General features: G+C 30.8%; 16 protein-coding genes. 7 read left to right on the top strand and 9 right to left on the bottom strand.

What is annotated here, in order from left to right:
* Window positions 1–27 precede the first annotated feature (27 nt).
* The 8 genes from fabG to AADI82_RS01325 all read right to left on the bottom strand — a co-directional run bounded on the left by fabG (window position 28) and on the right by AADI82_RS01325 (window position 8,048).
* The gene (gene fabG, locus AADI82_RS01360) at window positions 28–774 is read right to left on the bottom strand and encodes a 3-oxoacyl-[acyl-carrier-protein] reductase (RefSeq protein ID WP_341214671.1); all 747 of its coding nucleotides are present in this window, start codon (window positions 772–774) and stop codon (window positions 28–30) included.
* A 108-nt stretch (window positions 775–882) separates the two neighbouring features.
* Window positions 883–1,755, bottom strand: a complete 873-nt coding sequence (sucD, locus tag AADI82_RS01355) for a succinate--CoA ligase subunit alpha (protein ID WP_341214670.1) — start codon at window positions 1,753–1,755, stop codon at window positions 883–885.
* Between the two features lie 78 nt (window positions 1,756–1,833).
* Window positions 1,834–2,775: a UDP-3-O-(3-hydroxymyristoyl)glucosamine N-acyltransferase gene (locus AADI82_RS01350; RefSeq protein ID WP_341214669.1), complete on the bottom strand. Its 942-nt coding sequence runs from the start codon at window positions 2,773–2,775 to the stop codon at window positions 1,834–1,836.
* Window positions 2,775–3,341 carry an elongation factor P gene (gene efp / locus AADI82_RS01345; RefSeq protein ID WP_341214668.1) on the bottom strand — a complete coding sequence of 189 codons (567 nt, stop codon included), beginning with the start codon at window positions 3,339–3,341 and terminating at the stop codon, window positions 2,775–2,777. Before efp ends, AADI82_RS01350 begins: the two co-directional genes overlap by 1 nt.
* A 68-nt stretch (window positions 3,342–3,409) precedes the next feature.
* Window positions 3,410–4,195, bottom strand: coding sequence for an acyl-ACP--UDP-N-acetylglucosamine O-acyltransferase (lpxA, locus tag AADI82_RS01340; RefSeq protein ID WP_034039843.1), 786 nt, complete (start codon window positions 4,193–4,195; stop codon window positions 3,410–3,412).
* A 90-nt stretch (window positions 4,196–4,285) separates the two neighbouring features.
* Window positions 4,286–5,692 (bottom strand): bifunctional UDP-3-O-[3-hydroxymyristoyl] N-acetylglucosamine deacetylase/3-hydroxyacyl-ACP dehydratase, encoded by a 1,407-nt coding sequence (locus tag AADI82_RS01335; RefSeq protein WP_341214667.1) that lies wholly within the window; start codon window positions 5,690–5,692, stop codon window positions 4,286–4,288.
* On the bottom strand, window positions 5,683–6,705 hold the full coding sequence (lpxD, locus tag AADI82_RS01330) for a UDP-3-O-(3-hydroxymyristoyl)glucosamine N-acyltransferase (RefSeq protein WP_341214666.1): 1,023 nt from the start codon (window positions 6,703–6,705) through the stop codon (window positions 5,683–5,685). Before lpxD ends, AADI82_RS01335 begins: the two co-directional genes overlap by 10 nt.
* Window positions 6,706–6,827: 122 nt before the next feature.
* A complete protein-coding gene (locus tag AADI82_RS01325; protein WP_341214665.1) occupies window positions 6,828–8,048 on the bottom strand; it encodes an HD domain-containing protein in 1,221 nt (406 codons plus the stop codon).
* 83 nt (window positions 8,049–8,131) lie between these two features.
* On the opposite strand from AADI82_RS01325, the gene AADI82_RS01320 reads away from it, so the two are divergent.
* From AADI82_RS01320 to AADI82_RS01305, 4 genes are all read left to right on the top strand, one after another.
* The gene (locus AADI82_RS01320; protein ID WP_341214684.1) at window positions 8,132–9,685 is read left to right on the top strand and encodes a bifunctional response regulator/alkaline phosphatase family protein; all 1,554 of its coding nucleotides are present in this window, start codon (window positions 8,132–8,134) and stop codon (window positions 9,683–9,685) included.
* 94 nt (window positions 9,686–9,779) lie between these two features.
* Window positions 9,780–10,211: a tRNA (adenosine(37)-N6)-threonylcarbamoyltransferase complex ATPase subunit type 1 TsaE gene (tsaE, locus tag AADI82_RS01315; protein WP_341214664.1), complete on the top strand. Its 432-nt coding sequence runs from the start codon at window positions 9,780–9,782 to the stop codon at window positions 10,209–10,211.
* A gap of 170 nt (window positions 10,212–10,381) precedes the next feature.
* The gene (locus AADI82_RS01310; protein ID WP_341214663.1) at window positions 10,382–10,528 is read left to right on the top strand and encodes a hypothetical protein; all 147 of its coding nucleotides are present in this window, start codon (window positions 10,382–10,384) and stop codon (window positions 10,526–10,528) included.
* 7 nt (window positions 10,529–10,535) lie between these two features.
* Window positions 10,536–11,012 carry a hypothetical protein gene (locus AADI82_RS01305; protein ID WP_341214662.1) on the top strand — a complete coding sequence of 159 codons (477 nt, stop codon included), beginning with the start codon at window positions 10,536–10,538 and terminating at the stop codon, window positions 11,010–11,012.
* Here AADI82_RS01305 and AADI82_RS01300 read toward each other — a convergent pair.
* Complete coding sequence (locus tag AADI82_RS01300; protein ID WP_341214661.1) at window positions 11,009–13,432, bottom strand: outer membrane beta-barrel family protein; 2,424 nt, start codon at window positions 13,430–13,432, stop codon at window positions 11,009–11,011. The two genes, AADI82_RS01305 and AADI82_RS01300, sit on opposite strands and share 4 nt — an antisense overlap.
* A 163-nt stretch (window positions 13,433–13,595) precedes the next feature.
* On the opposite strand from AADI82_RS01300, the gene AADI82_RS01295 reads away from it, so the two are divergent.
* From AADI82_RS01295 to AADI82_RS01285, 3 genes are read left to right on the top strand one after another with little or no spacing between them, the layout of a single operon-like run.
* Window positions 13,596–14,795, top strand: coding sequence for an alanine dehydrogenase (locus AADI82_RS01295; RefSeq protein WP_341214660.1), 1,200 nt, complete (start codon window positions 13,596–13,598; stop codon window positions 14,793–14,795).
* A gap of 34 nt (window positions 14,796–14,829) precedes the next feature.
* Window positions 14,830–15,180, top strand: coding sequence for a hypothetical protein (locus AADI82_RS01290; protein ID WP_341214659.1), 351 nt, complete (start codon window positions 14,830–14,832; stop codon window positions 15,178–15,180).
* On the top strand, window positions 15,177–15,770 hold the full coding sequence (locus AADI82_RS01285; RefSeq protein ID WP_341214658.1) for a sugar transferase: 594 nt from the start codon (window positions 15,177–15,179) through the stop codon (window positions 15,768–15,770). The genes AADI82_RS01290 and AADI82_RS01285 overlap by 4 nt, the downstream gene beginning before the upstream one ends.
* Window positions 15,771–15,827: the final 57 nt, after the last annotated feature.

The raw sequence follows: 15,827 nt of genomic DNA, 5'->3' as shown, positions 1-15,827 counted from the left end.
CTCCTTCGAGAGAATAATAAAATAGAATTAAGTTAACATTCCACCATCAACATTTAGTGTTTGTCCTGTAACATAAGCACTCATATCACTTGCTAAAAACACACAAACATTAGCGATATCATCTGGAGTTCCACCGCGTTTTAAAGGAATTGCTGCACGCCATCCTTTTACAACTTCTTCATCAAGTTTTGCTGTCATTTCAGTTTCAATAAAACCTGGTGCAACTACGTTACTTCTTATATTTCTTGAACCTAATTCTAAAGCTACAGATTTTGAAAACCCAATAATTCCTGCTTTGGAAGCTGCATAATTTGTTTGACCAGCATTTCCTTTTACACCTACCACAGAACTCATATTAATTATTGATCCTTTACGTTGTTTTAGCATCGTGCGTTGTACTGCTTTGGTCATATTAAAAACAGACTTAAGGTTTACTTCGATGACTTTATCAAAATCTTCTTCGGTAATACGCATTAGTAAATTATCTTTAGTGATGCCGGCATTGTTTACTAAAATATCAATACTTCCAAATTCGGTTGCAACGTCTTCTGCTAATTTTTGAGCGTCATCAAAACTTGCTGCATTACTTTGATAGCCTTTAGCTTTAATACCTAAAGCGTTTAATTCGTTTTCAAGTTCGTTTGCAGCTTCAACAGAAGAACTGTATGTAAATGCTACATTTGCCCCGTGTTCTGCAAATACTTTAGCAATACCTTTTCCAATACCTCTACTTGCTCCTGTTACAATGGCTGTTTTTCCTTCTAATAATTTCATTCGATTTATATAAAATAGTTGATATTCAAATATAGTAATTACAAGTTGTATCAAATAAAAAACCTCACAAAATCTTGTGAGGTTTTTACAATTTATTGAGTCTATATATTAAGCTAAAACCTCGGCTATTTTCTTTCCTATTTCAGCAGGAGAATCCACAACGTGTATACCACAAGCTCTCATAATTTTCTTTTTTGCTTGTGCCGTATCATCACTACCGCCAACAATAGCCCCTGCATGCCCCATGGTTCGTCCAGCAGGCGCAGTTTCTCCAGCAATAAAACCTACAACTGGTTTTTTGCTACCACTAGCTTTATACCAGTTTGCTGCATCGGCTTCTAATTGTCCGCCAATTTCACCAATCATAACAACTGCCTCAGTTTCTGGATCGTTTATTAATAACTCTACAGCTTCTTTAGTTGTTGTTCCTATAATTGGATCACCTCCAATACCAATGGCTGTAGTAATTCCTAGGCCTTGCTTCACAACTTGATCTGCTGCTTCATAAGTTAATGTCCCCGATTTTGAAACAATACCAACTTTTCCTTTTTTAAATACAAACCCTGGCATAATACCAACTTTAGCTTCACCTGGAGTAATAACGCCTGGGCAATTAGGGCCGATTAATCTACAATCTTTATTTTTTATATAATTTGAAGCCGTTATCATATCTGCAACAGGAATACCTTCTGTAATTGTAATAATCACTTTAATCCCTGCATCTGCAGCTTCCATAATAGCATCGGCAGCAAATGCTGGCGGAACAAAAATAATAGTTGTATCTGCTTCAGCTTTTTCTACTGCTTCTTTTACAGTATTAAAAACAGGCCTTTCTAAGTGTGTTTGTCCACCTTTACCTGGAGTTACACCACCAACAACATTAGTGCCGTATTCTATCATTTGACTAGCGTGAAATGTACCTTCACTACCAGTAAATCCTTGAACAATTATTTTTGAATCTTTATTTACTAAAACACTCATAAGAGATTATTTGTATTTGTTTATATTACTGAGCAAAAGTAATTTTTTGTATTAAAACTTTAAAGTAAAAACGGGTTTTTATTTATCCAGTTGTTTTAATTTTTCTAATAACTCTGGAATCTTTCTAATAGAAGCTATTTCTTTATATTTTGTACGGAAGTCATCTGCTGGAATTCCGAAATAACTTTTGCCTCCTTCTAATGATTTGCTTACTCCTGCTTTTGCAGAAATTACAGCTTTTGCTCCAATAGTAATGCCGCTAGTAATTCCAACTTGTCCCCAAATAGTTACTTCATCTTCAATAATAACACAACCCGCAATACCAACTTGCGATGCTATTAAGCATTTTTTACCAATAACAGTATCGTGACCAATTTGAACTTGATTGTCAATTTTTGTACCTTCTTTAATAGTAGTATCTGCAGTTACACCTCTATCAATAGTGCAAGCTGCTCCAATATCTACGTGATTTTCAATAACGACACGTCCACCAGATTTTAATGGATCAAATCCTGAAGGTCTATTTTTATAATAAAATGCACTAGCGCCTAAAACTGAGCCTGAATGAATTTCGACATGATTACCAATAATAGCATTATCATAGATACTCACATTGGAATGAATGATACAATTATCTCCAATTTCTACATTATTTCCTATAAAGCAATTGGGTTGAATTACAGTGTTTTTACCAATTTTTGCAGTTTTTGATATTTGACAACCAGAAGGTTGAAAGGGTTTAAAATGATTGGTGAGCTTGTTAAAATCTCTAAACGGATCATCGCTAATAAGCAATGCTTTTCCTTCAGGACAATCAACTTTTTTATTGATTAATATTACTGTTGCTTTTGATTCTAAAGCTTTATCATAGTACTTAGGATGGTCAACAAAAACAATGTCTCCAGTTTCTACCACATGAATTTCATTCATGCCTAAAACTGGAAAATCACCAGTCCCAATAAATTCGCAATCAATTATTTGAGCAATATTTTTAAGTGTATGTGCTTTGGGGAATTTCATTATTCCTTCACACGTTCTTTATAAGTCCCTTTATCAGTTTCAATTTTTATTTTATCACCTTCATTTATAAATAAAGGCACATTAACCTCTGCTCCTGTTTCAACCGTAGCTGGTTTAGTAGCATTTGTAGCAGTATTTCCTTTAACACCTGGTTCGGTAGCAGTAACTTCTAAAATAACACTTGCTGGCATTTCTACAGATAGTGGCATATTATCTTCAGTATTTATTAATACAGTAACAACTTCTCCTTCTTTCATTAAATCTGGTCTATCTAAAGCTGCTTCTAATAATCTAATTTGCGTATAATCTGCTTCATTCATAAAATGATAAAACTCACCATCATTATATAAATATTGAAATTTATGTGTTTCTACACGTACATCATCAATCTTATGACCAGCTGAAAATGTATTGTCTAGCACTTTTCCGCTAGTTACACTTTTCATTTTTGTTCTTACAAATGCAGGGCCTTTTCCAGGTTTTACGTGTAAGAATTCTATTATTTTATAAATGTCGTGGTTATACCTGATGCACAATCCGTTTCTAATATCTGATGTACTTGCCATTTTATTGTTTGTTGTTAAGTCGTTCTAGCTGTAAAGCTATTTTTATTATTTCTTTTATTAAACTCAAATTAATTTGATTTGAAATATCCTTTCATAATACCGCGATGCGAATTTTTTATAAATTGAAGGATTTCGTCGCGCTCTGGAGTGGCTTCCATTTCGGCTTCAATAATCTCAGAGGCTTGGGTGTTATTGTAGTTTTTTTGATAAAGTATTCGGAATATATTTTGAATTTCTCTAATTTTTTCTGTTGAGTAACCGCGTCGTCGTAATCCAACAGAATTAATACCAACATATGATAATGGTTCTCTTGCAGCTTTTACATAAGGAGGCACATCTTTTCTTACCAAAGACCCCCCAGTTACAAAAGCATGATTTCCTATAGATACAAATTGATGAACCGCCGTCATGCCTGCTAAAACAACATAATCACCTATGGTAATATGACCAGCAAGCGTACTGTTATTTGAGAAAATACAATTATTTCCGACAATACAATCGTGAGCAATATGACAATACGCCATGATTAGACAATTATTTCCAATAACTGTTTTCATTCTATCCGCTGTGCCTCTATTTATGGTTACGCATTCGCGAATAGTAACATTATCTCCTATCTCAACGGTAGTATCTTCTTCATTATATTTTAAATCTTGTGGAACAGCAGATATTACTGATCCTGGAAAAATATTACAATTTTTGCCAATGCGAGCTCCTTCCATAATGGTAACATTACTACCAATCCATGTTCCTTCTCCTATCTTTACATTATTGTGTATAGTAGTAAAAGGCTCTATAACAACGTTTTTAGCAATTTTTGCACCTGGGTGCACGTAAGCAAGTGGCTGATTCATTTTTGAAACTTTATTTTTTAACGGTAAAAATGTGTTCGCAATTTAAGGCTTTTCAATAAAATAAATATGTAGTGATTGCTCGGTTCATAGTTATTTAACTTTTGATATTTGAGCCATTAGTTCAGCCTCTGCACATAGCTTACCATTAGAATAAGCATAACCCTGCATATGACAAATACCACGACGTATAGGTGTTATTAATGAACATTTGAAAATTAGTGTATCACCTGGAACAACTTTTTGTTTAAACTTAACATTGTCCATCTTCATAAAAAATGTTAAGTAATTTTCAGGATCAGGCACTGTATTTAAAACTAAAACGCCTCCTGTTTGCGCCATAGCTTCAACTATTAAAACTCCAGGCATTACAGGAGCTCCAGGAAAATGGCCTTTAAAAAACTCTTCGTTCATAGTTACATTTTTTGTAGCTATGACATGGCTATCAGAAAGTTCGAAAACCTTATCTATAAGTAAAAATGGTTGCCTGTGTGGAAGCATTGCCATGATTTGAGTAATATCCATTAAAGGCGATTGATTCAAGTCAATATTTGGCACATTATTACGACGTTCGTTTTTAATAATTTTAGATAGCTTTTTCGCAAACTGGGTATTAACAAAATGTCCTGGCTTATTGGCTATTACTTTTCCTCTTATTCTTGTACCAATAAGGGCTAAATCTCCTAAAACATCTAGCAATTTATGTCTTGCAGCTTCATTAGGATAATGTAAAGTAAGGTTGTCTAAAATACCATTAGGCTTAACTGCTATATTATCTTTTTTGAATGCTATTCTTAATTTTTTCATAGTTTCTGGAGATAACTCTTTATCTACATAAACTATAGCATTGTTTAAATCACCACCTTTTATTAATCCATGCTCTAATAACATTTCAATTTCATGTAAAAAACTAAATGTTCGTGAATCTGAAATGTCCTTTTTAAAATCTGAAATCTGATTTAAAGTTGCATTTTGTGTTCCTAAAACCTTAGTACCAAAATCTACCATAGTAGTTATTTGGTATTCTTTTGAAGGCATTACTAAAATTTCACTTCCAGATTCTTCATCTGTATAAGAAATAACATCTGTAATAACAAATTCATCTCTAAAAGCATCTAATTCTACTACTTCAGCTTTTTCTATAGCTTCTACAAAAAACTTTGAAGACCCATCCATAATTGGAGGTTCAGATTCGTTTAATTCAATAATGGCATTATCAACATCTAAACCTACTAAAGCAGCTAGTACATGCTCTGAAGTTTGTATGGTTACACCATTCTTTTCTAAACAAGTACCACGTTGTGTATTAGTTACATAATTTGCATCTGCCTCTATAATTGGCGCGCCTTCTAAATCAATTCTTTTAAAGGCTAAACCAGTATTAGCGGTTGCTGGTTTAAATGTTAAGGTTACATTTTTACCTGTATGTAAACCAACTCCTGTTAAGGACACCTCTTTCTTTAAGGTTTTTTGTTTTATTTCTGTATTTACTATTCCCATTTATTTTTTTCTAAATCATTAATATCTTTAACAATTTTTGGTAGGTTTTTAAAGTGTACATAAGATTTATTATAATCTCCGTAAGGTAAAGCTGGAGAACCTTGTAGCACTTCATTATCCTTTACATTTCTACCAATACCAGATTGTGCTTGTATTTTTACATTATTACCTATAGTAATATGTCCAACAATACCTACTTGACCTCCTATTTGGCAATTTTCCCCTATTTTAGTAGAACCTGCAACTCCTGTTTGAGCTGCAATTACTGTGTTTTTACCAATCTCAACATTGTGGGCTATTTGAATATGGTTATCTAATTTAACACCTTTTCTTATAATTGTTGAACCTAATGTTGCTCTGTCTATTGTGGTAGTAGCACCAATATCTACATAATCTTCAATAATTACATTTCCTATTTGTGGTACTTTAGTATATTCTCCTTTTTTATTTGGCGCAAAACCAAAACCATCTGCACCAATAACAGCTCCAGAATGAATAACACAATACTTACCAATAATACAATCTGAATAAATCTTTGCTCCTGGAAATATTGCAGAATTATCATCTATAACAACATTATCACCAATATATGTATGAGGATGAATTTTTACATTGTTACCAATATGCACATTTTCTCCAATATACGAGAATGCTCCTATATATACATCGTCGCCATATCTTGAAGAGTCAGATACAAAAACTGGACTTTCTATACCTGTTTTATTATTTTTTATTTGATTGTAATATTCCAATAACTTAGAAAAAGACTTATAGGCATCTTCCACTCTTATAAGTGTTACTTTAATATCTATTTCTGGAGTAAACACCTTATTTACAATGGCGATAGATGCCTTTGTTGAATATATATATGGTGTGTATTTTGGATTTGCAAGAAATGTTAAAGAGCCCTCTGTACCTTCTTCTATCTTTGATAGCTTTGATACTTCAATATTTGGATTGCCAACTACTTCGCCTTCTAATATATCTGCTATTTGTTGTGCTGTAAATTTCACACTTTAATATTTGTTGTTTTTTGATTACCGCAAAAATAGGAAAAATGTACTAAAGTTTTTCATGTACAACTACTCTATTGCTTTTTATTGCTATATGTATATTTATTTATATAAATATCATTCTATAGTTTTTCTTTAGGATAGCACATATAATATTTAGTAACTGGTTTTGACAAAGCTTTAAGATTTAATTGGTCTGATGCTTTAACGATGTCTTCAATTTTACCAGACTTATGCAGGATATTAATATTTTGATGTTTTATTTGATAGGCTTGATTTGAAATACTGTCAGTAAACACAAAATATTCAGCTTCTTTTTTAGAAATGTTATAAGTTTTAATTAGTTTTTCAATATGCTTTTCAAGCTTATCTTTTTTAATTAGCTTATTTTTCATTTTGATTTTTAGTAGATTTCTATTAATAATCATTTCACATAAATTACTCAATACAAAATCATCATGATTTTGCCATGCTTTCATTGCTGAAATAATATCGTAATCATCTAACTCAGAGAATATGTTTAATATTTCTTTATTAAAGTTTTCTATAGAAATTTCATGACATAAAAAGTACTGAAGTGGCTTGCTAGCATTCAAATTCAATCCTAAATTTGTTAACTCTTTGGCTCGTTTTAAAACTCTAATAAGCAATTGTTCTGCTACCAAACCAGTTTTATGCAAATACACTTGCCAATACATAAGTCGTCTGGCTATAATAAATTTTTCAACACTATAAATACCTTTTTCTTCAACAACTAATTCATCATTAACCACATTTAGCATGGTTATTAAACGCTCGCTATTTATATTGCCTTCCGCTACTCCAGTGTAAAAGCTATCACGTTTTAAATAATCGGCTCTATCCATATCTAATTGCCCAGAAATTAACTGACACATAAAACTCCTGTGATATTCGCCTTTAAAAATTTTAATAGCTAGAGTTAAATTTGAGTTAAACTCTTCGTTTAAACGCTCCATAAAAAGCAACGAAATTTGCTCGTGAGATACATTATTCACAATACTATGTTCCATGGCATGTGAGAAAGGACCATGACCAATATCGTGCAATAAAATAGCAACATAAAGCGCTTCTTCTTCCTCATTTGTAATTGTAACTCCTTTAAAACGAAGCACATTAACCGCTTGCTGCATTAAGTGTACACAGCCAATAGCGTGGTGAAATCGAGTATGATGAGCACCAGGGTACACTAAATAAGACATACCCATCTGTGTAATTCTGCGCAAACGCTGAAAGTACTTATGCTGTATTAAATCAAAAATTAATGAATTTGGTATGGTAATAAAACCGTAAATTGGGTCGTTTAATATTTTAAGTTTGTTCAAACTTTAAATTTTTGCATTAAATATTTACAAATATAACTAATGAGGTCCATAATGGACATTTAAAATGAAACACATTAATAATAATTAATATGATAAATATACTTTGGGTTGATGATGAAATTGATTTACTAAAGCCACATATTTTATTTTTAGAAAAGAAAAACTATAAAGTTACCACCTGCAATAGTGGTACTGAAGCTATTGATATTTTGGACGATACAAAGTTTGATATTGTTTTTTTAGATGAAAATATGCCTGGATTAACTGGACTTGAAACCTTAAATGAAATTAAAGAAAAGCAAGATAATCTTCCCGTAGTAATGATTACTAAAAGTGAAGAAGAATATATAATGGAAGAAGCTATTGGTAATAAAATAGCAGATTATTTGATAAAGCCAGTAAACCCAAACCAAATATTATTAAGTTTAAAGAAGAATTTGGACCACTCTAGATTGGTTTCAGAAAAAACGACCTCTAATTATCAACAAGAATTTAGAAAAATAGCTATGGATTTATCTATGGTGAATTCTTATGAAGAATGGATAAGTCTTTATCAAAAATTGATTTATTGGGAAATTCAGTTAGAAGACATAGAAGATGCAGGTATGTTTGAGATTTTAGAATCTCAAAAAAATGAAGCCAATATACAATTTGGGAAATTTATAGATAAAAATTATGCGAGTTGGTTTGAGCCTCATACAGATGCGCCAATAATGTCTCATACCCTATTTAAAGAAAAAATTGCTCCAGAACTAAGTAAAGAGCAACCAACACTGCTCGTCGTTATAGATAATTTACGCTACGACCAATGGAAGGTTTTTGAACCTATTATTAATAACTATTATAAAAAAGAAATTGAAGATGCTTTTTTTAGCATTCTACCAACAGCAACGCAATATGCAAGAAATGCTATTTTTTCTGGGTTAATGCCTAGCGATATGGAAAAATTGTTTCCGAAATATTGGAAAAATGATACAGATGAAGGTGGAAAAAATCTTTATGAAGCCGAATTTCTGCAAAGCCAAATGAAGCGATTAGGTTTGGATAACCTAGATTATGAATATCATAAAATAACAAACCTTAAGACAGGGAGAAAATTAGTTGAAAATTTCAACTCATTAAAAAGTAATGATTTAACCGTTGTTGTTTACAACTTTGTAGATATGCTCTCGCATTCAAAAACTGAAATGGAAGTCGTTAAAGAGTTAGCATCAAACGATAAAGCTTACAGATCGTTAGCATTGAGTTGGTTTAAAAACTCACCGTTATTAGAAATGGTTCAGCTTGCTCATCAACTTGGTTTTAAGTTAATACTAACAACAGACCATGGTACGATTAATGTGAAAAATCCATCGAAAGTAGTTGGCGATAGAGATACGAGTTTAAATCTTCGTTATAAAACAGGTAGAAGTCTAACTTACGATAGCAAAGATGTATTTGTAGCTAAAAATCCAAAAGAGGTGCATTTGCCATCTATAACGATGAGTAGTTCATATATTTTCGCAAAAAGCGACTTGTTTTTTGCATATCCAAATAACTACAACCATTACGTAAGTTATTTTAGAAATACGTACCAACATGGTGGTGTTTCATTAGAAGAAATGATTATTCCTTTCGTAGTTTTAAACCCTAAATAAAATCCATGTAATACATAAAACATCGATGAAATGCATTTTTTCTTAGGTTTTGTCAAAAATTATTAGTAGTATTGCATAGTAAACAGTGTATACATTGGAAATAAGTTACGAACTAAATGAAGTAGAGCATGTTGCAAAACAGTTAATAAAACACGCAACTAGTAAAACTTTATTGTTCTACGGAAATATGGGCGTTGGTAAAACAACACTTATAAAAGCTATAGTCGCTGCACTTGGTAGTAAAGATGAAGTGAGTAGCCCAACGTTTTCAATTGTTAATGAATACGAAATTGAAGATGGTTTGATTTATCATTTTGATTTATATAGAATCAATGATATTGAAGAAGCCTATAATTTTGGAATAGAAGATTATTTATATTCTGAACATTATAAATTGATAGAATGGCCAGAAAAAATTGAACCAGTTTTGTTTGATAAATTTGATGAAATTTTTATAGAATTTAGCTCAGAAAACAAAAGAATATTAAAACTAAATATAAAAGCAAACAGCCCTAACAAAGCATGATTTGTGATGAAAAAATGACATGAAATACTCTGATTTTTGAAGATTTACGGAAAACCCACAGCATAAATTTTAAAAAACATTGTTTTTAACATAATTTTAACATTTAAGCGGTTTCTTCAAAATACTCTTTAGTTACATTTGGGTAATTAATTAATTAAATCCCTTATAAAATGAAAACTAAAAAGTACTTAATTGCAATAGCAATTTTCGGAGGTATGTTGTTTTTAGCACAATCTGCTACACAATATAACCTAGATGCAGAGCAAACAGCAAAAATCGAAAGATCAAAAATCAAAATACCAGGGGGTCAACAATAAAAAAAACTTGGTACTGGGTAGTATCATTGCTACTTTAATTGCTGTTACTCCCTATTTATTCGATTTATATGAAAGTGTTCCGAACATAAAAGTTTGGGACACTTTTTTCTTTTCTTATGACAGTAAATACTATGAAAGTGTAAGAACAGTAGCTTGGACCCTTTCAAATAAATTAATTCCTTTGTTTTTAATATTCATTTGGTTCTTCACTAATAAACATTGGTGGTATCATGTTTTGTTAGTCCCTATTGCCATGTATTTTTACCAAATCATCATAATATTAAATGATGATTTAAAATATGTTGATGACAATCAAATTTACTATTTAATTCCTATTATGGCTGTTGTAATACCAACTATTTACTTAATTAGAGCAAGAATTTTTAATAGAATTAATGAAGCCAATAAATCATTAGAAGAATTAGAAGAAGAATTTAAACTATCACCTAAAAACTTTTGGGGTAAGGTAAAGGAGTATTTTTAATTAGAAGAATTTCCTAATCTATTCCGTTCATTTAACTCTATTTCTTTTTTGTTAGAAGTAAGTCTATAGTTGCCAAACTTGTAATTAAACCCAAATGTATATAACCTATTTTCCATTCTAGATTTTAAAAACACATCTTGATTTAAATACCTTGTGGTTTGAGTAAAGTTTTGCGTGTTAAAAACATCTGTAACTCCAACACTCAAAGATGCTCTATTATTCCAAAATGTTTTTCTTAAGTTAATATCCAATCCTGACCTTGAACTAATATCTGATGCTCCATCTACTATTGGAGAAATGTGCAAGAAAGCTATATCTGCTGTTAAGCTTTTATCTTTTAAAAAGGAAAAATAATTAATAAGCTGAGCATATACAGACCACTTGTCTATTTTAAACAATTCATTAGCACTCTCTAGTGCAAAAAATTGGTTTTCATAATAGAATAAAGAAGTTAGTACATACAAATTCCATCTTGGGAATAATTCAGTATATGTTGTAAAATCTAACCCGTAAGAAATATTATTATCAATATTAGTATTTATCTGTTTTAAGATATTATCATCATTATCTTGAAATATAATTTCGTAAGTAGGGTCTTTTTCAAAACTATAATAAACTTCAAAAGTAAACTTGTTATTTAAAGTATAGCCCAATGTAAAAGTATCGTCAATCTGGGGTTTTAGTTTTGGATCTCCAGTGATATAGGCATTATCATTTAAAAAATATTTAAAAGGATTTAATTGGCTATATCTAGGCCTATGAATACGCTTATTATAATTAAAGTAAATTTCATTATTATCATTCAGTTTATTTAGAACATGAAATGATGGAAAAAACTTAAAATAATCATTATTATTGATTTGGTTGGAAGACAATGAATTTCCTTCAATATTTGTAAATTCTACTCTAAGCCCAGATTTTAAACTCCATGCATCCCAATCTTTTGAATAACTTGTATATAATGCATAATTAGTTTCATCATATAAAAACGTATCAGAATTTTGTAAATCTTCAGTTTTAATATCATTTTCAAAAGTAAATTGATTTAAAATACTTTCAGAATTAATACTAGAAATCTTCCCACCAGCTTCAAATTGTGCTGAATTACTAATTGGTAATTCATAATCGACCTGACCAGTATATAACTTTATTTCTTGACTTGTAAACGTTTGAAATCTATTATTCCTAATCACAGTTTTATCAGGAAACATGTAATCAGTATCAACATTTTGAAAACCTGAAAAATCATAATTAGTATGATGAAAACTAACCGACAGCTTCTCTCCTACTTTTTTAAATTTACGCATATAATCTAGAGTAAAAGCTAAGTTAAAAGTTTCGTTAACTTGATTGTTTGATGTGTTAAATGTTGAATCTAAAATTTTATTACTATTGTAAACTTCGGTTAATGAGCTTATTCTTGTTTTGGTATCTTCTCTAGGTGATACTAGTATATTTGTAGAAAGCCCTAAGCTATTATTCTCGTCTAAATCGTAATCTATATTAGCATTTATATTCTGATTTTTAGTTTTGCGAGTTTTCTTTAAATCTGTTTCCCAACTCGTATTATCTGTAAAATTTAATGATTCACTATTATTCCTAAAATCTTTTTTTGGGTTTATATTATAATTTATATAAGTATTTAACCTTTTTGCTTTAAAAAAATGACTTGTACCAAAAGAATATTTTGGGAATTTTGAACCTTGTTTATAATTACCAAAAACGCTACCATTATAACCAGCAACAATATTTTTACTGGTTACAATATTTAGTACTGCACCTCCTTCGGCTTCATATTTTGCTGGCGGATTTGTAATAACCTCAATAGATTTAACATTGGTTGCCGATGTACCTTCTAAAAGCTGTTGAATCTCACTAGATGATAAATGAACCCTTCTATCATTTATATAAACCGTAGGTACTGAGTTTTTAACAGTAATACTGCCATCATGAACCAAAACTCCTGGAGTGTGCTTTAAAACATCTAAAACATTATTATTTGATAGTGTAGAGTTTTCAACATTAAAAACTAAGCGATCAACAAGTCTATTTACTGTTGGGCGTTTTGCCACTATAGTAACGCCGTCTAGTACTTCTGAATTTTCTTCTAAAACAATTGTGTTTAGTTTAGTGTGCTTATTCAATTCAATATTGGCATTATATGTAGTATACCCTAAAAAACTTACTTTAAAAGTATAATTACCTGCTTGTAAATTTTCAATTATAAAATACCCATTTTCATCTGTAGACGTTCCATTTGTAATTCCTTTATACCCTTCAGAATTTTTAGTTATTACCACGTTTGCATAAGCAATCAGATTATTATTAGCATCTTTTACATATCCAGTTACTCTAAATTCTTGCGAGAAGCACGATATAGAAAAAATAAATAATAGGAAATGAATAGGTTTTAAAATCATAATTCAACTAAAACACAAACTTATAATAATTATATTACAAGAAAACAGTTTAAAACGGTATTTCGTCTAAAACTTATCCCTTTATGTGTTAAAAATAATTTCGTTAACAATACAAAACAATCAGAAATTTATTCGTAATTTGATTTTTCTAACACACCAAAACATGTCTAAATCTTTGTCACCTTTTACAAAGCAACAACTTTTACCACAAGAAGAAATGCTTGAAATAAACAAACGTAAAGGAGAACTTTTTATTGGAATTCCAAAAGAAACAGCTTATCAAGAAAAAAGAGTTTGCTTAACACCAGATGCTGTGTCTGCTCTTGTTTATAACGGACATAAAGTTTTATTAGAATCTGGAGCAGGTGAAGGCGCAAATTTTAGTGATAAAGATTACAGTGAAGCTGGAGCAGAAATAACAAAAGATACTGCCAAAGTTTTTTCCTGTCCAATGATTTTAAAAGTAGAACCACCAAGTTTAGAGCAAATAAAACTATTAAACCCACAAGCCATATTAATATCTGCATTACAGCTTAAAACTCAAGAAAAAAAATATTTTGAAGCCTTGGCATCAAAACGTATAACAGCACTTGCTTTTGAATTTATTAGAGATGCCGATGGTACCTATCCTGCAGTGAGGTCGTTAAGCGAAATTGCTGGTACAGCTTCAACTTTAATTGCAGCAGAATTATTGTCAAACAGTAAGGATGGAAATGGGTTAATGTTTGGTAATATTAGTGGAGTTCCTCCAGTTGAAGTAGTTATTCTTGGTGCAGGTACTGTTGGCGAATTTGCAGCTAGAAGTGCAATAGGCTTAGGTGCCAATGTAAAAATATTCGATAATTCTATTACTAAATTAAGAAGTATTCAAACCAATCTTGGTCGACCACTTTTTACATCAACATTACAACCAAAAAATTTAACAAAAGCTTTAAAACGTTGTGATGTTGCCATTGGTGCTGTCCGTGGAAAAAACAGATCGCCTATTGTAGTGTCAGAAGCCATGGTACAACACATGAAAAAAGGCGCTGTAATTATAGATGTGAGTATAGATATGGGTGGTTGTTTTGAAACTAGCGAAGTTACTACACATAAAAAACCAACATTTATAAAGCATGATGTAGTACATTATTGCGTACCTAACATACCGGCTAAATACTCTCGAACTGCTTCGGTCTCAATAAGTAATATATTTACACCTTATTTGCTAAAAATAGCCGAAGAAGGTGGTATTGAAAATTCTCTTAGATTTGATAGAGGTTTAAAAAATGGGTTGTATTTTTACCACGGAATTTTAACCAGCAAACCTGTTGGTGAATGGTTCGATTTAAATTATAGCGATATTAACTTGCTAATTTTTTAAGCCAACTTTCCTTGTTAAAAGTTATTTTTAGTATATGAAATTAATACAGCGTATTGGGTATTATTTGGGAGGGTTCTCATTAGGATTAATTATTTTAGCTTTCTTTTTAAACGGCAAAAAGGTGTCTTGCGACTATGGTCCAGATGCTAGAGTCTTAAAAAACATCAATTCAAAAACTATAAAATATAGTAATGATATAGTAATCGATACTATAGCAATACAATATATTTTAAAAGAAGGTGATATTAATTTTTCTGAAAGTAATACGCGCCAAAAACCTTGCGGTGTTTATATAATTGAAGGTGATTATAATAAAAAAGAAATTACACTAACAGTAGAAAATTGCGACAGTATTGCTACCATTACAAACTTTAAAATAGAATGATAAAACGCATTTTCGATTTAGTTTTTTCATGTATTGGATTATTACTCCTCTTTCCTATTCTTGTTTTAATTGCTGTTTTAATTAAGTTTGACTCAAAAGGACCTATTCTATTTATTCAAAATCGTGTTGGTAAAAACAATGTTGATTTTAACATTTTTAAGTTTAGAACAATGCATGTTAAGTCTGAAAATAAAGGCTTATTAACTTTAGGTAATAATGATTCTCGTGTAACTAAAATTGGCTATTTTTTAAGACGCTATAAAATTGATGAATTCCCCCAGCTTATAAATATCTTAAAAGGCGATATGAGCTTTGTAGGCCCAAGACCAGAATTGCGCTATTATGTAAATTTTTATAATGAAGATGATATGAAAATTTTTCAAGTTAGACCCGGCATTACAGGATTGGCATCGTTAAAATACAGAAACGAAGTGGAGCTTTTAAAAGCTGCTGAAAACCCCGAAGAATATTTTATTAAAACCATAATACCGGACAAATTACGATTCAATAAAATGTATATTGAAAAGCGAAATTTCTTTTTTGATTTAAAACTAATTTTTATAACTGTATTAAAGGTTATTACAAAATAAAATAGCTTTTAGTAACTTATTTGCTTCAAAAGGTAATTATTCATACTTTGCTAATGT

Origin of the sequence: uncultured Wocania sp. (assembly GCF_964021735.1) — a bacterium.
Lineage (GTDB): Bacteria > Bacteroidota > Bacteroidia > Flavobacteriales > Flavobacteriaceae > Wocania_A.
Note: the sequence above shows the minus strand (reverse complement) of the source record. Positions and strands in the feature narration are given on the sequence as shown.